The organism is Cryobacterium glucosi (assembly GCF_004402235.1).
Classification (GTDB): Bacteria; Actinomycetota; Actinomycetes; order Actinomycetales; family Microbacteriaceae; genus Cryobacterium; species Cryobacterium glucosi.
This window is the reverse complement of the sequence record NZ_SOFS01000036.1, coordinates 21,374-40,367: the sequence shown is the minus strand read 5'-3', so window position 1 is coordinate 40,367 and position 18,994 is coordinate 21,374. Positions and strand designations below refer to the sequence as shown.

The 18,994-nt window shown below is 66.9% G+C and carries 10 protein-coding genes; 3 read left to right on the top strand and 7 right to left on the bottom strand.

All coding sequences use genetic code 11. The annotated features are described in order from the left end of the window. Complete coding sequence (locus tag E3O46_RS15135; RefSeq protein ID WP_166787401.1) at window positions 1-687, bottom strand: sugar transferase; 687 nt, start codon at window positions 685-687, stop codon at window positions 1-3. 79 nt (window positions 688-766) lie between these two features. Between E3O46_RS15135 and E3O46_RS15130 the strand changes: the two genes are divergently transcribed. Further along, window positions 767-1,489: an EAL domain-containing protein gene (locus E3O46_RS15130; RefSeq protein WP_166787402.1), complete on the top strand. Its 723-nt coding sequence runs from the start codon at window positions 767-769 to the stop codon at window positions 1,487-1,489. 242 nt (window positions 1,490-1,731) lie between these two features. Here E3O46_RS15130 and E3O46_RS15125 read toward each other — a convergent pair whose 3' ends face one another. From E3O46_RS15125 to E3O46_RS15115, 3 genes are all read right to left on the bottom strand, one after another. After that, the gene (locus tag E3O46_RS15125) at window positions 1,732-3,411 is read right to left on the bottom strand and encodes a variant leucine-rich repeat-containing protein (RefSeq protein ID WP_134449700.1); all 1,680 of its coding nucleotides are present in this window, start codon (window positions 3,409-3,411) and stop codon (window positions 1,732-1,734) included. Between the two features lie 330 nt (window positions 3,412-3,741). Continuing rightward, the gene (locus tag E3O46_RS18495) at window positions 3,742-5,046 is read right to left on the bottom strand and encodes a chaplin family protein (RefSeq protein WP_194088517.1); all 1,305 of its coding nucleotides are present in this window, start codon (window positions 5,044-5,046) and stop codon (window positions 3,742-3,744) included. Between the two features lie 89 nt (window positions 5,047-5,135). Next, complete coding sequence (locus E3O46_RS15115; protein WP_134449702.1) at window positions 5,136-5,942, bottom strand: hypothetical protein; 807 nt, start codon at window positions 5,940-5,942, stop codon at window positions 5,136-5,138. A gap of 485 nt (window positions 5,943-6,427) precedes the next feature. Between E3O46_RS15115 and E3O46_RS15110 the strand changes: the two genes are divergently transcribed. Beyond that, window positions 6,428-6,958 (top strand): hypothetical protein, encoded by a 531-nt coding sequence (locus tag E3O46_RS15110; RefSeq protein ID WP_134449703.1) that lies wholly within the window; start codon window positions 6,428-6,430, stop codon window positions 6,956-6,958. Window positions 6,959-7,053: 95 nt separating this feature from the next. Here E3O46_RS15110 and E3O46_RS15105 read toward each other — a convergent pair whose 3' ends face one another. The 3 genes from E3O46_RS15105 to rpoB all read right to left on the bottom strand — a co-directional run bounded on the left by E3O46_RS15105 (window position 7,054) and on the right by rpoB (window position 17,601). Further along, window positions 7,054-9,951, bottom strand: a complete 2,898-nt coding sequence (locus tag E3O46_RS15105) for a GGDEF domain-containing phosphodiesterase (RefSeq protein WP_134449704.1) — start codon at window positions 9,949-9,951, stop codon at window positions 7,054-7,056. Window positions 9,952-10,150: 199 nt separating this feature from the next. Then, entirely contained in the window at window positions 10,151-14,062 is a 3,912-nt protein-coding gene (locus E3O46_RS15100) for a DNA-directed RNA polymerase subunit beta' (protein ID WP_134449705.1), read from the bottom strand. A gap of 47 nt (window positions 14,063-14,109) precedes the next feature. Next, on the bottom strand, window positions 14,110-17,601 hold the full coding sequence (rpoB, locus tag E3O46_RS15095; RefSeq protein ID WP_134449706.1) for a DNA-directed RNA polymerase subunit beta: 3,492 nt from the start codon (window positions 17,599-17,601) through the stop codon (window positions 14,110-14,112). 366 nt (window positions 17,602-17,967) lie between these two features. Here rpoB and E3O46_RS15090 point away from each other — a divergent pair, with 366 nt between their 5' ends. Further along, window positions 17,968-18,837 (top strand): spermidine synthase, encoded by an 870-nt coding sequence (locus tag E3O46_RS15090; protein WP_134449707.1) that lies wholly within the window; start codon window positions 17,968-17,970, stop codon window positions 18,835-18,837. The last annotated feature ends 157 nt before the right edge of the window (window positions 18,838-18,994 follow it).

Below are 18,994 nucleotides of genomic sequence, written 5' to 3'. Positions count from 1 at the left end.
TCAGCGGGCTCGGATTCGGCCGCGGCGGGTGCGGCGGCGGGCGGCCCGTGCGGTGCGCCAGAGGATGATCACGTCGCCCACGATCGACCAGTTCTCGATGTAGTACATGTCGAGGCGCAGCCGTTCTTCCCAGGGCAGGGTGGAGTGCTCGTAGAGTTCGCCGAGGCCGGTCATGCCCGGCTTCATCAGGAACCGGCGGTGCTCGAGGCTGTTGAAGCCCGTGACCTCGTCCTCGAGCGGCGCGCGCGGTCCGACGAGGGACATCGTGCCGGTGAGCACGCTGAACAGTTGCGGGACTTCGTCGAGACCGAAGCGGCGCCGGCGCGCGCCGGGGCGCCGGGCATCCACCGACCCGAAGCCGAGCAGGGTGAACGGGCGGCCGCCGCTGCCGATGCGCTGCTCGCGGGTGAGCACCGGGCCGATGCCGACAAGGCGGATCGACAGCGCGGTGACCGCCATCACCGGCGAGAGCACGAGAAGCAGCAGCCCGCCGATGACGAGGTCGAAGGCGCGCTTCGTGAACCGCTTGCCGACCTCGAACCGGGGCGTCTCCACGTGGATCAGCGGGAGGACGGCGACGGGTCGGGTGTTGATGCGGGGGCCGCCGAGGTCGGTCAGGCCGGGGGCGACCACGAGGTGGTGCCGTCCGGTTTCGCGGTGTCGATCAGCGTTGCGCTCTCCCGGCACGACGGCATGCTCACGAGCGACTCGATCGTCGTGCTGGCGTCGGCGGTCGCCGCGATGCTCAGGCCGGGGAACCACCCGGGTGCACGGCGGCCAGTACGCCTCCTCCGCCGCCGTCGGCCTTGCGATCGCGAATGGCGAGTTCACCGTCGTGTACCAGCCGATCATCGACCTCGACACGATGCGCGCGGCGGGCGTCGAGGCGCTGCTGCGCTGGACGCGCCCGGTACGCGGCGCGATCTCCCCCGAGGAATTCATCCCGCTCTGCGAGACGAGCGGAATGATGCCCCGCCTCGGGGAGTGGGTACTCGAAACGGCCATGTCGACGGCCACGGGCTGGACGATCCAGGCCCCGCCGGGGCATCCGCCGTTCTTCGTCAGCATCAACGCCTCGGGCATCGAGCTCGGCGACCCCCAGTACGCCGCCCGGGTGCGCGCGATCCTGTCCAGCTCGGGGCTCGCGCGCGGTGCGCTCAAGATCGAGCTGACCGAGAGCGACTACGTCACCGAGTTCGCGGAGGTGAACGACAACATGGCCGAGCTGCAAGCGGCCGGGGCGGCGATCGCGGTCGACGACTTCGGCACCGGGTTCTCGAACTTGGCCCGGCTCAGCGAGGTGCGCGCGAACGTGCTCAAGATCGACCGCCGGTTCATCTCGGCGATCGGGCTGCGCGAAACGGATGCGCCGCTCGTGCAGTCGATCCTCGGGCTCGCGCGCGGCCTCGGAAGCAGCGTCATCGCCGAGGACATCGAAACCGCGGTGCAGGCGCAGTGGTTGCGTGCACACGGGTGCGAGTACGGGTAGGGGTTCTTCTTCTCGCGACCGGCCGCATCCGCCGACGTCGCCGCGGTCTGCTCGCGCATTGCCGCCGGCCAGCTCGCCCGCTGACTCGGGGCATCCGCGGGTCAGCCGCGCGCGCCGCCGCTACCGTTTCCGCAGGCCGCACCCGAAACGGCGGGCGCGGCCTGCGCAAACCGACGCGGCCGCGACACCAGACCGGCGCGGCCTGCCAAAACCGGCGCGGCCGCGCACGGATGTCGGGGGCCTCAGTAGGCACCCTCCTCGACGGGAGCCGTTTCGTCGGAGGTGATCGGGGCATTCGCTGTCGTGGTTAAGAGGTCGGCGAGCTCGCCGCTCTGGCTCAGCTGCGCCACCCGGTTGATCACGATCGAGCTCGCATCGGCCACGGTGCGCAACGGGCTGACGAACCAGCCGTCGCCTTCGCGCACGGCGATGAGCCGCAGATCCTGGGCTCCGAGCTTCGCGAAGCCGGGGATCTGATCGAGGCAGATCTTTGCGCCAGAGGCACTCCCGACCGTGGCGCACACTCCCGAGATCGAGAACGCATACGGCACCGAGTCCGACTCCCCCGCGAAGGACAGGTCATCCAGCGTGATCCGGGCGGTGTCGCCGGACACCGTGCTGGAGACGCCGACGTTGGTGACGTTCAGGCTCCGTCCGTCGACTGAAGAGGTGGGCACGCCGTAGAGGCTCACAAGGCGCCGCTCGGCGAGGGGAAGCGCGGCGGCGAGTGCGCCCGAATCTCCCCGGGCCAGGTAGGCGGAGACCCCGTCGGCCAGCCCGCGGACTGCGTCCTCCGGCGTGACATAGGTGGCCGGCGCGACGATGGCCCCGCGGGTGAGCGTCGGGTCCGCGCGCAGGCGGTCCTGGAAGCCCTGCTCGAACCCGGTCAGCAGGGGGCTGACGTACCACGAGCCGCCCTCCTGCACGGCGACTGCGGAGACGTCCCTCCCCAGGTCCTGCTTAAGGTCGCTCGCACTGCGGTCGTAGGGCAGCGCGGCGTCGATGCCGGCCACGGCGGCCGCGCGGGTTTTCTCGAGCGAGGCCGCGACCTGCTCGTCGGTGGAGCCTGTCGCCTTCAGCTGCTCGGTGAGCTGGGATTTCACGGCGTCCATCCACAGACCGGCGAGAGCGTTCGGGTCACCGTCGACGTGCAGCTGGCCACCGGTCACGGCGACCACAGCAATCCCATCGCCGATGTCGGTGACCAAGAAGTCCAAGCCGGTGAGGGTGACGTTCAGGTTCGGTCGCAGCTTCTCGAAGACGGCCGTGTAGTCGGTCGGGCTGGTCGCGGAATCCAGCTTGATCCGGCCGAGCGTCTCGACCGGGCCTCGGAGCGAGGTGATCTCCGAGGGAGACAGGGAGCCGTACACGTTGAGCAGGTCCAGCGACACCGCTCCGGTCAGGAGCTTTTCGACTGCGGCCTGCGGAGTCGACGACCCGCCGATCTTGGAGAAGACGGATGCGTACGCCCAGACGCCGCCACCGGCGAGCAACAGCACGGCAACGCCGATCGATCCCCAGAGCAGGCCGGGCCGACGGCGGCGACGTCCGGCGGATGCCGCGGCGCTGGCCCGAACGACGGGCTGCTGCCAGCCGCCGGGTGCGCCCGACCCGGCCCCTACCGGGCCAGACACGGGCAGGGACACGGGCCGGGAGACTGCATAGGCGGGCACGGATGGCTCAGCGTGCGCCGCCTTTCGGGTCGGTGCCTGCGCCGCGATTGGAGACTGCGTCAATGCGGGTGCGAGCGGTTCGAGCGTGCCGCAGCCGCGCATCCATTCGAGAAGACCTGGATAACACGCGGGGTTCGCAGCGATCGCCCGATGCAGGTCGAAATGCTTCGCGGCGAGCTTGGCGAGGCGGGCTGGCGAGGTCGCGGGGTTCGCGGCCTCGGCGAACAGGAGGGTGCGGGAGTCGCTCACGGTGGTGCCCTTCTCGGGTCGTCGGTCGGCATGAGCGCGGCGGAAAGCGGCTGCCAGAACCCGGCGATGACGACGGCCCCCTGCATGTCGCGGACCACCCCCGCGCAACACGTGTGCCCACGATGATAGTGGGTAGTGGAGAATCGCAGGTGAAATCTAGTTTCTGCAACTCACCGATGAGTGTGGGCCCTCGCTGAAGCGTCGCAGATCGACGTTCCCACGCCCCTCCAACGTCGTTCTGCGACACCTCAGGGCAAGCACGGGACCGCCTAAACGACGGATGCCGCCGGTCCGGTCGGGCCGACGGTATCCGTGCATCAGGGGTGGAGACTAGACGTTCATACGACCGGTGTTCATCAGTCGCGTGAACATCAAGGCGGCTCCGGCGATGAGCAAAGACAGGCCGGCGAAACCGCCGAACTCGAGTGTGCCGATGCCGGTCGATGCGAGCTCCGTGACCGACAGTGCGGCCGGGGCCGAGACCTTGCCGGAGTGCGCCGGCGTGGTCGACTTCGCCGAAGCTCCGAATGTCACGATTGTGTCGATGAGGGCGGTCGGGCCGGCCGCGTCGGTCGGATCCGTCGGGATAGCCGAGGTCACCGGGGCCATCGGGGCCACCGGGGCCACCGGGGCCACCGGGGCCACCGGGGCCACCGGGGCCATCGGGGCCATCGGGGCCATCATTGTAGCCGTGGTCATCGGGGTCATCGGGGTCACGGAGGTCGGGGTCACCAACTCGCTGTCACCGACGACGGAGACCGCGTTGCCGCCGACCGTCACCGGAGCGGAAACCACCGGGTCGACATGCGTGCCTGACGCCGTGGCATCCGAACCTGAGGTCACCGGGGCGGATCCTGCCGTGGGAGCGGAGGTCGTTCCCGCGCCAGACCCTGACGGAGCCGGCGAACCAGATGTCGCGCTGCTGTCACCGAGGATCGCGACGGAGTTACCGCCGACCGTCACCGGTGCAGCGACTTCAGGGACGACCTGCGTACCTGATGCGATGCCGTCCGCACCCGAGGTCACCCGGCCGGAGCCGGCCGCGGGAGCGGAGGCATCCGCCGTGCTCGCGGACGGTGTGCCCGTTGACGCCGAATCACCGATGACACTCACCGCGTTGCCCGATGCCGTGATCGGCACGTCGACGCTGGTGAGGCCCTGTGTGCCGCCGAGAAGGGAGTCGGTTCCTGTTGTCGTTGCCGGGGCCAGGGTGGCCGCCGGGGCTGGGGCGGGGGCCGGTCCGGTCGACCCGGTCGAGGTCGAGTCGCCGAGCACCGAGATGGCGTTGCCGGACGCGGTCACCGGGGCCGCGACCGGGGCGACGACCTGGGTGCCGGAGGCGGTCCCGTCGGAGCTCGAGGTGGTTGCAGCGGCTGGCGCCGGTGTGGCTGCAGGAGCAGGAGCCGACGCGGACGCAGCCGCAGGAGCCGGTGCCGTGCTGGCGGAGTCGCCCACGACGCTGATCGCGTTGCCGGAGACCTGGACAGGGGCCGTGGTGTCGGTGACGACCTGGGATCCCGAGAGGGTTCCGGAGTCGCCGCTGGTGTCTGCGGCGTGCGCCGCGGTCGTGCCGAGGAGCGAGAGCGCCCCGACGAAGAGGGTGCCGTAGAGCGCCCGGGACAGAGTGATGTTCATGATGGTTCTCCTTGAAAGTGTGAGTGAGCCGCGCGAGGGACGCGTGGCGGTGGTCCGCATGCCGTCGGGATAGCACGGTAGGGACCTACTCAGGCGGGAGAAGAACCGGGGTCGATGGAGAGGGAGGACGGCAGGGCGTCGTCCTCGAAAGTGAGACGGAGAGCCGCGACAGACGCGGCGCGTGTTGATCCGCACGTTGCGAGCAGAGATGCCGAACTGCCGCCGCCCGGTGCTGCGGCATCCGGAGTGGGCTGCGGCAGGTTAACGGGGTGCCCCGGCGTGCCGAGCGGGGCTCCGGTAGCGGATGCCGCGGCATCAAGTAGCGTCAGGCTCGCGACCGCGTCGGGGGTACCGGCGGTGCCGCGCACAGAGGGCGGGAACGGATGCGCGCTCGGCGCGACGAAGACGGTCCCGGCCGGGACGACCGAGGTGATCACTGTGCGAGTCGCGAGGGTGGAAAGGTCTGAAACCGCGAGGGCGATCGTGGGCACGGCGACGGGCACGGTGACAGGAGAACCCGCCACATCGGGGATGCTGAGGTCCGGAATGCTGACGTCGGGTACTTCGGCAGCTACGGCGGCCAGAATCGGCGTCATGGCCGTCCCAACGGCTTCGGGCACGTCTGCGGACGCCGCGTCAATGGTTGCGGTGTCGACGCCAGGTGCGTCAGCCACGACGGAGACTGCAAAGGCAGGAACGCTGGCGACCAGCTCCGGGACGGAAGCGTTCAGGAGGCCGGGTGCGGCGGCATCCGTTGCAGGAGGCGCATCGGGGAGCAGATCGGTCGCCGACGCGGGATTCGCCCCGCCGCACAGGAACCAGGCGATGCCGAGCGCAACGGCGACGAGAGCGAGCCAGAGGGCGCGGGGAGCACGAAATGCCTCAGCATCATTCATCTCGTTCACCTCCGTCCTCAGTTGTGTACAAGGCCGACCGTAGGTGCACGGGGAGCTCGTGTCCACGAAACTGGTCGATACTGCCAGCTTCACCAGGACGGGCCTTGAGCGCCGGCCCCGCCTCACTTGGGGAATGTTGCATCACGCTGCAATTGGGATGGGCTGGCAAGGGTGCAAATCCCCCGGCCTGGGTCGGCCGAAACGGCCCGCGGATGAGCCAGCGAACGAGATTCGCAGTTCACAGGTTCAGGCGAGTCGACGGTCCCGCACCGTCCCGGGCGTGACGTCGTCCGACGAGAACCGCTGATCCGCCCCAATCTCGTTAAGCTCGGACGGGGCTTACGGGGAAAACGCCTGGCAAAGAGTGCACAGGCGACAGAACCTCTCGCTTCACGAGTCCTGGGGAAGGCAGACGAGCTGCACCTCGCGAGGGACGTCGCGCGCCACCGTCCGCGACTACACCACAACTCGATGAGGATCCGGAAGTGAAACTCAGCACTCGCTCGATCGTCACCCTTGTCGCGGCCGTGACAATGGCAGCCGTGCTCACTGCTTGTTCCCCGCAGGCCGTCAGGGCCACTCCGGCGCCAACGCCGACGTCCTCAGGATCAGCGACCGGGGCATCAGCGACCGGGGCGAGCATCAGCCGCGAGGCCGCTGCCGCGCTCCTGAACGCCGTCCCCGGGCTGAGCGATGCCAGCATTGGTGAGGTCATCTCCGGCCTGTCGACGCTGGCGATCATCGAGGTCTACGTCGATGACGACTCCGCGCTAGCGGCCCCCGGCGTGCTCGACTACGTCCTCAGGGTTGGCTGGGCGACCTCGTTCGACAGCCAGCCCGCCGAGCTGACCCTGACCGTGCGCAACCACGGCAGGACCCTCGACCTGCAGCCGCAGGCCAACCTGCTCGCCGGGGTCGAGTACCCGGCCCAGACCGGGGTGAACAGCGTCTACCTCGACAGTCCCGCATACCTGGGCACGTGGCCAGGCGCCGTCCCCACCCCGCCGGCCGCCTGAGCGCGGCCTTCCGGTGGCTAACTCAGGAAGATCGCGCGGCTGACCGCTACAGATTGCCGGACCGGTGCGGACGATCCTCCGTTGGCGCCCGTCGGTCAGCTGTCGAAGCTCACGACGGGCAGCGGTGACGGGTCCGGCCTGGAGAAGAGGTAGCCCTGCCCGTAGCGGCAGCCCATGGACCGGAGCAGGTCGCGTTGGCCTGCCGTCTCGATGCCCTCGGCGACGACGTCGAGTCCGAGCGAATCGGCAAGGCGCAGGATGCCCTCGACGATCGCCCGGTCGTGTTCGGAGCGTTCGAGGTCGCGCACGAAGGTGAGGTCGATCTTGAGCAGGTCGACGGTGAAGGCGCGGAGGTGCGTGAAGGAGGAATAGCCGGTGCCGAAGTCGTCGATCGCCAGTTTGACACCCAGTTCCCTCAGCTCCTGGAAGGTCCGGGCCGCGGAGTCGATCGCCTCGAGCACGGCGCTCTCCGTCAGTTCGATCCAGAGGCGCTCGGGAGGCAACCCGCTCTCCGCCAGCGCGCGTCTGACAACGACGCCGAAGTCGTCCTGCGCGAACTGTCGTGGAGAGACGTTGACGCTCACCGCGAGGCCGCCCTCGAGGGTCGCCGCCGCCCGGCAGGCCTGGCCGAGAACGGTCACGCCGATGCCCTTGATCAACCCGACTTCCTCGGCGATCGCGATGAACTCGCCCGGGTAGACGATGCCGCGCTCGGGGCGGCGCCATCGGGCGAGAGCCTCGGTGGCGACGACCGTGTTCTCCTGGAGATCGACGATCGGCTGGTACCAGGTCTCGATCTCGCCGAGCTCGACGGCGTCGCGGAGGGCGAGCTCGGTGTCCAGCCGCCGGTCGATGCGGCCGCGCAGGTCGTCGTCGAAGACCTCGTAGCGGGCCCGGCCCCGGCCCTTGGCCGAGTACATGGCCTGGTCTGCGTTGCGGAGTAGCGCCTCCGCGTCGTCGTGGCCGAGGCCGAAGGCGATGCCGATACTCGCGTCGACGGATGCGACGAGGTCGCCGATCCGGATCGGTTCGGCGATTGAGCGCTGCAGGTTGTGGGCCAGTGTGTGCACGTCCTGGCTGCTGTCGACGCCCGGACAGAGGATCACGAATTCATCTCCGCCGATACGGGATACCGTATCGGTGGCCCGCGCCCGCTGCCGAAGCCGCACCCCGACCTCAGCCAGCACGGCGTCCCCGATGTGGTGGCCAAGGCTGTCGTTGACGAACTTGAACCGGTCCAGGTCGATGAACAGCACGGCCACGCCGTGCCCGTGCCGTGATGACTGCAACAGGGCCTGGTTGAGCCGGTCGAGAAGCAGAAGGCGATTGGGCAGGTTGGTCAGCGGGTCGTGGAACGCGAGGTGCTCCACTCGGGCCTCGGCGAGGCGGCGGGCGGTGATGTCCTCCACCTGGTACAGCAGCGCGCCAGCCTGCTCCCCCGCGGGGATCTCGGCGATACTCACCTTGACCCACGTCTCCTCGTCGTCGACCCGGAGCATCCGGCGGTCCATGCGCTGCCGCGTCGAGGGCCCGTCGAACACCTCCGACGTGCGAGCGCCGCGCGCTCCGGCATCGAGCGGCATGAAGATGGCCTCGATGTGCTGGCCGACGACAACGGATGCCGGCCCGGCGAGCTCGAACAGCCGCGGGTTGGCCGCCACCACCCTGCCGTCGAGATCCACGATCGCCGTGCCGAGCGGTGACGACGCGAACGCGGCCTCGAATCGTGCCCGCGCGGCCGAGACCGCCTGTTCCGCAGCGTGGAGCGCGGTCACGTCGGTGACCGTGGCCATGTGCCCGGTGACCTGACCGGCGTCCCGGATCGGTGCGGTGCTCACCTGTACCCAGTTGACCTGACCGCCCGGGGTGCGGAAGCGCATCATCGTCTCGTACGCTGCCCCGGCGGCAATCGCGGCAGCCCAGTCGCGTTGCACGCGTTCGGTATCGTCGGGGTGGATGGCTGTGGCCATACCGCCGCGCTGGAACTGAACCCTGGTGAGGCCGCTCAGGGCGCGCCACTGGTCGTTGGCGCTGAGAAGTCCGCCGGCCGCGTCCATCTGCACGATGCCCACCGGGGCGATCGCGACGAGCGTGTGCAGCGTGTCTGCGACCTTCGCGAGCTCGCGGGTGCGCCTGTCCACCGCCGTCTCGAGGGCGTGGTTGGCCGCGTCCATCGCGACCATGGCGGCGTCGCGCTGCCGGTCGAGGTCGCGGAGCCTCCGGGCGGCCACCCAGCTCAGGCCGATGCCGACCACCGTCATCGTGGCGATCAGGAAGGCGACACCGAGCACCGTGTCGAACCAGCCCTGTCGCTGGCCCCAGAGTCGCAGCCAGCCCAGCACGAAGGGGCCGAGCAGGAGGAGCGGAACGACGGGTCGGAGCAGCCGCCCTGAGCTACCCGGGTCGCGCAGCAATCCGACGAGGCCGTTGTCGGGCCGGGTGAGAAGGATCGAGACCGACGCGAACGCCACCGCGAGAGCGGTGATGAGAGCCATGCTCGTGTACCCGCCCAAGGTGTAGAGCGAGGACGCCCCGTAGGCGTAGCCGAGCAGTGCGAGCAGGCTCACGGTCAGCGAGCCGAAGGCGAGGCCGAGCATCCAGGACGCCCGCGGCAGCAGGCTCGCGCAGACGGCGATGCCCAGAAGTATCAGTGAAACGGCCGTCGCCGGCGCCATGCGTGGATCCTGACCGCCGAAGGCGATGCCGGGCAGCAGTCTGTCGACGCCGAGCGTCACGCCCAGAATGTCTTCGGCGAGGGTGAGGGTGCCGAGCAGGGCGACGGGAAGCCCCAGGACCAGGGCCACCCGACGCCGCTCGAGCAGGAACAGGGCCAGCGACAGCATGATGAGAGCCAGGGCCGGCGTCGGCTTCATCGACCAGGGGCCGGCGAATGCGGCCGGCAGGGTGCTCGCGCCGAGATACCAGCCTGCGAGCACGACGAGTCCCATCGCCCCGGTGACGGCCGCGCTGATGCGTGCCAGTAGTAGTTGCATGCTGCCCTCGTGCTCGCGAGACGCGGAAATACCTGCGCCCCATCACAGGGTACCCGGCGCGGCCCAGCGCGTCACACCACCGCTTCCGTCGAGAATTGCCCGGCGCGCCGAGTGTCGCCGGCGCTCCAGCGACGGGGCGTTAACGACGGATGCCCCCCTCACCGAAGTGAGAGGGGCATCCGTCTGAGAGAACTACACGCTACTTGTAGGTACCGGGCGTGAAGTCGTCGGACGAGAAGCTGTCGAAGTCGACGAAGCTCAGGTCACCCTCGTTGAACGCGGCATCATCGGTGAAGATGCGGTTCGGGTAACGCTCGGCCTTGGCCTCCTCCGTTGCCTCGACGGTGACGTCGCGGTAACGGGGCAGGCCGGTGCCTGCCGGGATCAGCTTTCCGATGATGACGTTCTCCTTGAGGCCCATCAGCGGGTCGCTCTTGCCTTCCATGGCCGCCTGGGTGAGAACCCGGGTGGTTTCCTGGAAGGAAGCAGCCGACAGCCAGGACTCGGTCGCCAGGGACGCCTTGGTGATTCCCATGACTTCCTGACGAGCGGATGCCGTCTTCTTGCCCTCGGTGAGTGCCGCACGGTTGAGTTCGTTGTACTTCAACCGGTCGACGAGCTCGCCGGGGAGCAGGCCGGTGTCGCCGTGTTCGACGACGGTGACCTTGCGGAGCATCTGGCGGACAATGACCTCGATGTGCTTGTCGTGGATCGGCACACCCTGCGAACGGTAGACGTCCTGGACGCCACCGACGATGTGCTTCTGCACGGCCCGGACACCCTTGACGCGAAGAACTTCCTTCGGGTCGACGGCGCCGATGATGATCTGCGTGCCGAGCTCGACGTGCTGGCCATCCTCGACGAGGAGGGTGGAGCGCTTGAGCACCGGGTACGCGATCGGCTCGTCGCCGTTGTCGGGGGTCAGGATGACCTTCCGGCTACGGTCGGTGTCCTCGATCGTGATGCGTCCCGCAGTGTCGACGATGGGCGACGCACCCTTGGGGGTACGTGCTTCGAAGAGCTCCTGGACGCGCGGCAGACCCTGGGTGATGTCGTCAGCGGATGCCGAACCACCGGTGTGGAAGGTACGCATGGTCAGCTGCGTGCCGGGCTCACCGATCGACTGTGCGGCGATGATGCCGACGGCCTCTCCGATGTCCACGAGCAGGCCGGTCGCGAGCGAACGGCCGTAGCAGACCGCACACACACCGACGGCAGACTCACACGTCAGCACGGAACGCACCTTGATGGTCTCGATGCCGGCCTCGACCAGCTTCTCGATCAGCACGTCTCCGACGTCGTCTCCGGCTTCGGCGACGACCTCGCCTGCGGCGTTGACCGCGGCTGCGGCCAGGCTGCGGGCGTAGACCGCGTTCTCCACGTTGGGGTGGCGAACCAGGTTACCGAGCGGGTCGACGATCGCGATCGGCAACTCGAGGCCCTTGGTCGTTCCACAGTTGTCTTCGCGGATGATGACATCCTGCGAGACGTCCACGAGACGACGGGTGAGGTACCCGGAGTCGGCGGTACGGAGGGCGGTGTCGGCCAGACCCTTACGGGCACCGTGAGTAGCAATGAAGTACTCGGCGACGGACAGGCCTTCGCGGTAGCTCGAGATGATCGGGCGAGGGATGATCTCACCCTTCGGGTTGTTCACGAGGCCTCGCATGCCGGCGATGTTACGCACCTGCAGCCAGTTACCACGAGCACCGGACGTGACCATGCGGTTGATGGTGTTGTCCTTCGGGAAGTTCTTCTGCATGGCCTCGGCGACGTCTTCCGTCGCCTTCGTCCAGATCTGAATGAGTTCCTGACGGCGCTCGAGGTCGGTCGTGAGACCCTTCTCGAACTGCGACTGCACCTTGGCGGCGAGCTTCTCGTAGCGAGCCACGATCTCGGGCTTGTCCGGCGGGGTGAGGATGTCGCTGAGCGCGACGGTCACACCGGACCGGGTGGCCCAGTAGAAACCGGCGTCCTTGACGCGGTCAAGCGTCGCGGCAACTTCCACCTTCGGGTACCGCTCGGCGAGGTCGTTGACGATCGCCGAGAGGCTGCCCTTGTCGGCCACCTTTTCGAAGTACGGGTAGTCGACCGGCATGGCCTCGTTGAAGATCGCGCGGCCGAGCGTGGTGTTCACCAGCACGGTACCGACGGCCTGGCCGTTGACGAGTTCCACGCCTTCCGGCTGGGTGCCCTCTTCGAAGTACTTGTCCGTCAGACGGATGCGTACCTTGGCGTTGAGGTCGAGGCCCTGGTTTTCGCCCTTCTTCTGGTCGAAGGCCAGGATCGCCTCGGCGATCGAGGAGAACGAGCGGCCTTCGCCGATCACGCCTTCCTTGAGCGTCGTGAGGTGGTGCAGACCGATGATCATGTCCTGGGTGGGCAGGGTCACCGGGCGGCCGTCGGACGGCTTCAGGATGTTGTTCGAGGCGAGCATCAGGATGCGCGCTTCGGCCTGGGCCTCCATGGACAGCGGCAGGTGCACTGCCATCTGGTCACCGTCGAAGTCGGCGTTGAACGCCGCACACACGAGCGGGTGCAGCTGGATGGCCTTACCCTCGACGAGCTGAGGCTCGAAGGCCTGGATGCCCAGGCGGTGCAGGGTGGGCGCACGGTTCAGCAGCACGGGGCGCTCGCGGATGATCTCCTCGAGCACGTCCCAGACCTGCGGGCGTGAACGTTCGACCATGCGCTTGGCGGCCTTGATGTTCTGAGCGTGGCTCAGGTCGATCAGGCGCTTGATCACGAACGGCTTGAACAGCTCGAGTGCCATCTGCTTGGGCAGACCACACTGGTGCAGCTTGAGCTGCGGGCCGACGACGATGACCGAACGGCCGGAGTAGTCAACGCGCTTGCCGAGGAGGTTCTGGCGGAAACGACCCTGCTTGCCCTTGAGCATGTCGCTCAGGGACTTGAGGGCACGGTTGCCAGTACCCGTGACGGGACGGCCGCGACGACCGTTGTCGAACAGTGCGTCGACAGCTTCCTGCAGCATCCGCTTCTCGTTGTTCACGATGATCTCGGGGGCACCGAGGTCAAGGAGGCGACGCAGGCGGTTGTTGCGGTTGATCACACGACGGTAGAGGTCGTTGAGGTCGCTCGTGGCGAAACGGCCACCGTCGAGCTGCACCATCGGGCGCAGTTCGGGCGGGATGACCGGGACGACGTCGAGCACCATCGCGGCCGGCGAGTTGCCGGTCATGATGAAGGCGTTGACCACGCGGAGACGCTTGATGGCGCGGATCTTCTTCTGACCCTTGCCCTCGGCGATCTGCAGGTGCAGGTTTTCGCTCTCGGTGACCAGGTCGAAGGCCAGCAGGCGCTTCTTGATGGCTTCGGCGCCCATGTAGGCCTCGAAGTACATGCCGAAACGGTCCTGGAGCTCGTGGAAGACGCTGTCCTCGGGCTTGAGGTCGCCGACCTTGAGGGTGCGGAAGTCTTCCCACACGCGCTCGAGGTGCGCGATCTGCTCGTCGAGGGACTTGCGGACCTGCCCCATTTCCTTCTCGGCGGCGTCCTTGGTGCGCTTCTTCTGGTCGCTCTTGGCGCCCTCGGCCTCAAGTGCGGCGAGGTCGGTTTCGAGGCGGACGAGGCGGTCGGCGATCCGGGAATCGCGCTGGCCTTCGAGGGTCTTGATCTCGAGGCGAAGCTCGTTCTCAAGGCCCGGCATGTCCTGGTGACGGCCGTCTTCGTCGACCGTGATGACCATGTACGCAGCGAAGTAGATGACCTTTTCGAGGTCCTTCGGTGCCATGTCCAGCAGGTAGCCGAGACGGGAGGGGACTCCCTTGAAGTACCAGATGTGAGTGACGGGGGCGGCGAGCTCGATGTGGCCCATCCGCTCACGACGCACCGACGACTTGGTGACCTCTACGCCACAACGCTCGCAGACGATGCCTTTGAAGCGAACTCGCTTGTACTTACCGCATGAGCATTCCCAGTCCCGGGACGGTCCGAAGATCTGCTCGCCGAACAGGCCGTCTTTTTCCGGCTTGAGCGTGCGGTAGTTGATGGTTTCGGGCTTCTTGACCTCACCGTGCGACCAGCGACGGATGTCGTCTGCGGTCGCCAAGCCAATTCGAAGCTCGTCAAACGTGGTTACGTCGAGCAATTTCTCTCCTTGAAGAGTGTTCGGAGTATTTGTCATTCTGCCCGGCCCTAGATGTCGTCGATCGAGGATGATTCGAAGCGGGTGGAAATGTTGATGCCGAGCTCTTCCGCAGCGCGGAACACCTCGTCATCCGTGTCGCGCAGGCTGACGGCGGTTCCGTCCGAGGACAGCACCTCGACGTTCAGGCACAGCGACTGCATTTCCTTGATGAGGACCTTGAAGCTCTCGGGGATGCCGGGCTCCTGGATGTTCTCACCCTTGACGATGGCCTCGTACACCTTGACGCGGCCGAGGATATCGTCGCTCTTGATGGTCAGGAGCTCCTGCAGGGCGTACGCGGCACCGTATGCCTCGAGCGCCCAGACCTCCATCTCACCGAATCGCTGTCCACCGAACTGCGCCTTACCACCCAGCGGCTGCTGCGTGATCATGGAGTACGGACCGGTCGAACGAGCGTGGATCTTGTCGTCGACGAGGTGGTGCAGCTTCAGGATGTACATGTAGCCGACCGAGATCGGGTTCGGGAACGGCTCGCCGGAGCGGCCGTCGAACAGCTGCGTCTTTCCGGTGGAGTCGATCAGTCGCACGCCGTCGCGGGTCTTCGTCGTCGAGTCGAGGAGACCCTCGATCTCGATCTCGAACGCACCGTCGAACACCGGGGTGGAGACCTTGGTGTTCGGTGCGGCGTGGTGCGCCTGCTCGGGCAGGTTGGCGGCCCACTTGGGCTTGCCTTCCACGTCCCAGCCCTGCTTCGCAATCCAGCCGAGGTGCGTTTCGAGCACCTGGCCGAAGTTCATGCGACCGGGGATACCGAGCGGGTTGAGGATGATGTCGACCGGGGTACCGTCTGCGAGGAACGGCATGTCCTCGATCGGCAGGATGCGGGAAATAACACCCTTGTTGCCGTGACGGCCGGCGAGCTTGTCACCCTCGGTGATCTTGCGCTTCTGGGCGATGAAGACGGCAACACGCTGGTTGACGCCAGAGCCGAGCTCGTCGTCGCCATCCTGCGAGTCGAACACCTTGACGCCGATGATCGTTCCGCGCTCACCGTGGGGCACCTTGAGCGAGGTGTCGCGAACTTCGCGGCTCTTCTCGTTGAAGATGGCGCGCAGCAGGCGTTCCTCGGCGGAAAGCTCGGTCTCGCCCTTCGGCGTGACCTTTCCGACCAGGATGTCGCCGGGGCGAACCTCGGCGCCGATGCGGATGATGCCACGCTCGTCCAGGTCTGCAAGCAGGTCCGGGGAGACGTTCGGCAGGTCGCGGGTGATCTCTTCCTTGCCGAGCTTGGTGTCGCGGGCGTCGACCTCGTATTCCTCGATGTGAATCGAGGAGAGGGTGTCGTCCTTGACCAGGTTCTGGCTCAGGATGATCGCGTCCTCGTAGTTGTAGCCTTCCCACGGCATGAATGCCACGAGGAGGTTCTTACCGAGGGCGAGCTCTCCGTTGTCGGTGGCGGGACCGTCGGCGATGACCTCGCCGGCTTCGATCCGCTCACCTGCGGTGACCATGACGCGGTTGTTGTAGCTCGTGCCCTGGTTGGAGCGCGCGAACTTACGCATGTAGTAGTCCTGCGTGCCACCCTCGTCAAGCTGGATGGTGACGACGTCGGCCGAAACCTCCATCACCACACCCGACTTGTCGGCGGTGATGACGTCGCCGGCGTCGATGGCCGCGAAGACCTCCATGCCGGTACCGACGAGCGGGCTGTCACTCATGAGGAGAGGAACGGCCTGGCGCTGCATGTTCGCACCCATGAGGGCGCGGTTCGCATCGTCGTGCTCGAGGAACGGGATGAGGGAGGTCGCGACGGACACCATCTGGCGCGGGGAGACATCCATGTAGCCGATGTCTTCTGCGGGGAAGAGGTCGACCTCGCCACCCTTCTTACGTGCGAGGACCCGGGGCTCGGCGAACCGGGCGTCCTTGGTCAGCGGCGCGTTGGCCTGGGCGACGATGAACTCGTCTTCTTCGCTCGCGGTCAGGTAGTCGATGGTCGTCGTGATGACGCCGTCGACGACACGACGGTACGGGGTCTCGATGAATCCGAAGGCGTTGATCCGCGCGAACGAGGCGAGCGAACCGATCAGGCCGATGTTCGGGCCTTCTGGGGTTTCAATCGGGCACATGCGGCCGTAGTGCGAGGGGTGAACGTCTCGCACCTCGACGCCGGCGCGGTCACGGGACAGACCACCCGGGCCGAGCGCGGACAAGCGGCGCTTGTGCGTGAGGCCGGCGAGCGGGTTGTTCTGGTCCATGAACTGCGACAGCTGGCTGGTTCCGAAGAACTCCTTGATCGCGGCGACGACGGGGCGCACGTTGATCAGGGTCTGCGGGGTGATCGCTTCGATGTCCTGCGTGGTCATGCGCTCGCGGACGACGCGCTCCATGCGGGACAGGCCGGTGCGGACCTGGTTCTGGATGAGCTCGCCGACGGCGCGGATACGACGGTTGCCGAAGTGGTCGATGTCGTCGATGTCGATGCGGATGTCGGTGGGGACGCCCTCACGGATGCCGGAGATCGTGGTCTGGTTGTCGTGAAGGGCAACCAGGTACTTGATCGTGGCGAGGATGTCCTCGAGCGTCAGCACGGAAGAGCTGAGCGGCGCTTCGATGCCGAGCTTGCGGTTGATCTTGTAACGACCAACCTTGGCCAGGTCGTAACGCTTGGAGTTGAAGAAAAAGTTGTCGAGGAGCGCGCGGGCTGCCTCGGCGGCGACCTGCTCTCCCGGGCGCAGCTTGCGGTAGATGTCCTTGAGGGCTTCTTCCTTGGTGAGGATGTTGTCCTTCTCAAGGGTGAGCTCGATGGACGCGAAGCCCTTGAACTCTTCGAGGATCTGCTCGCTCGTGAGGCCGAGTGCCTTGAGGAACACGGTTACGGACTGCTTGCGCTTGCGGTCGATGCGAACGCCGACCTGGTCGCGCTTGTCGATCTCGAATTCGAGCCAGGCTCCACGGCTCGGGATGACGCGGGCGGAGTAGATGTCCTTGTCGGAGGTCTTCTCCTGCTCACGGTTGAAGTACACACCGGGCGAGCGCACGAGCTGTGAAACGACGACACGCTCGGTGCCGTTGATCACGAAGGTGCCCTTGGGGGTCATCAGCGGGAAGTCACCCATGAACACGGTCTGGGTCTTGATCTCACCGGTGAGGTGGTTCATGAACTCAGCGTTCACATAGAGGGGTGCGGAATAGGTCTTGCCCTTTTCCTTGCACTCGTCAATGGTGTACTTCTCAGGCTCGAGCTCGGGGTTGGTGAACGACAGCTGCATCGTTTCGCCGAGGTCCTCGATCGGGGAGATCTCTTCGAAGATCTCGTCGAGCCCGGTGCGGGTCGGGAGGTCCTGGCGACCTTGCGCCTGACCTTCTTCGACACGCTTCTTCCACTTGTCGTTTCCGACAAGCCAATCGAAGGACTCCGTCTGCAAGGCGAGCAGGTCCGGGACCGTCAGATTGTCTGTGATCTTTGCGAACGACAGACGCCCTGCAGCGCGGCCGTTCTTGGGTGAGTTGGTGGTTGCGTTGCGCGCAGCAGCCAAGGAAATAACCTCCGTAGACCCCGTCAGGTCTAGTCACTGTTAGTAATGAATTCCGAGTACGCTCCCCAGACCCTCAGTTTGAACGAGGTATGCCTCAAGGTGGCTTGAGCACGCAAAGCCGACCGCAATATGAAGGCATAGATTTGTCTGGGAGCGCAAAGATCAACTATAGGCTGTCTTTCCCCCTATGTCCACCCCAATCTTGACCTTCACCATTTTCTCAGGTATAACCCGCCGCATCCGCTCCCCCCGCCCCGCCGCCCACCTTCCGCGAGAGCGGAGAAATGGCCCTTTCGGCGCCGCTGAAGGGGCCTATTTCGTACTCTCGCGGAGTGGTGGTGGGGGTGCGTGGGGGAGACTGGGGGGATGAGCAGGTCAGAAGTGCAGCATCCGTCGGTCAGGTTGAAGCTGAGCGGGATGACCGCGGAAATACAGCCGGACCGGTTCGTTCCGGGGAGCTTCGAGCTCATCGTCGACGGCACGCCGCAGTCGCACGTGAACATCGACAACCCCGGTGAGTTGTTCTTCGAGTACGTGCAGCGGATCGGGCACGTCATCGACCTGCTCGGGGACGTGGGCGAAGCCATCACGGCCGTGCACCTCGGCGCGGGTGCGCTCACCCTCCCCCGGTACGTCGAGGCGACGCGGCCCGGCTCGCGGCAGCAGGTCGTCGAGATCGAGAGCGACCTGATCGACTTCGTGCGGGCCGAGCTGCCCTGGGACAAGCGCGCGAACCTGCGGGTGCGGCACGGCGACGCCCGCGAGGTGCTCGCCAAGCTGCCCGCCGGGCTGCACGGCACGACCGACCTCGTCGTCGTCGACATCTTCTCGGGGGCGCGCACCCCCGCCCACGTGACGAGCCGCGAATTCTACGAGCTCGCCCGGCCGCTGCTGAGCCCGCGCGGGGTGCTCGTCGTGAACGTCGCCGACGGGCCGGGGCTCGCCTTCGCGCGCGCGCAGGCGGCGACGCTCTCCGCGGTGTTCCCGCACGTGATCGGCCTCGCCGAGACCCAGGTGCTCAAGGGGCGCCGGTTCGGCAACATCGTGCTCGTCGCGACGCTCTCGCCGGTCGACCTGACCTGGGTGCCGCGGCTGCTCGCCGGCGGCCCGCACCCGGCCAAAGTCGTCGAGGGCGCGGAGCTGCGCCAGTTCATGGCGACCGCACTCGTGACCACGGATGCGACGGCGACGCCGTCCCCGCTGCCCGGCCGCACGGTGTTCCAGATCGGCAACTGAGCCGGAGCAGAACATGAACGTTTGGGTTGCGGCCCCGCGAAGGGGCCCCCGGCGACGAAGACAAATCGTTGCAATAAAAAACCCGATCGAGGCTGGAAAAAACCACTAGGCTCCGAGACACTGTCGTGCACGGTAGCGCGCTGATCTCCGGGGGTCC

Bases quoted from the DNA above. Each gene is read 5' to 3' on its own strand.
- E3O46_RS18495 (WP_194088517.1), bottom strand. From the start codon at position 5,046: ATGAACATCACTCTGTCCCGGGCGCTCTACGGCACCCTCTTCGTCGGG.
- E3O46_RS15115 (WP_134449702.1), bottom strand. From the start codon at position 5,942: ATGAATGATGCTGAGGCATTTCGTGCTCCCCGCGCCCTCTGGCTCGCT.
- E3O46_RS15105 (WP_134449704.1), bottom strand. From the start codon at position 9,951: ATGCAACTACTACTGGCACGCATCAGCGCGGCCGTCACCGGGGCGATG.
- E3O46_RS15090 (WP_134449707.1), top strand. From the start codon at position 17,968: ATGAGCAGGTCAGAAGTGCAGCATCCGTCGGTCAGGTTGAAGCTGAGC.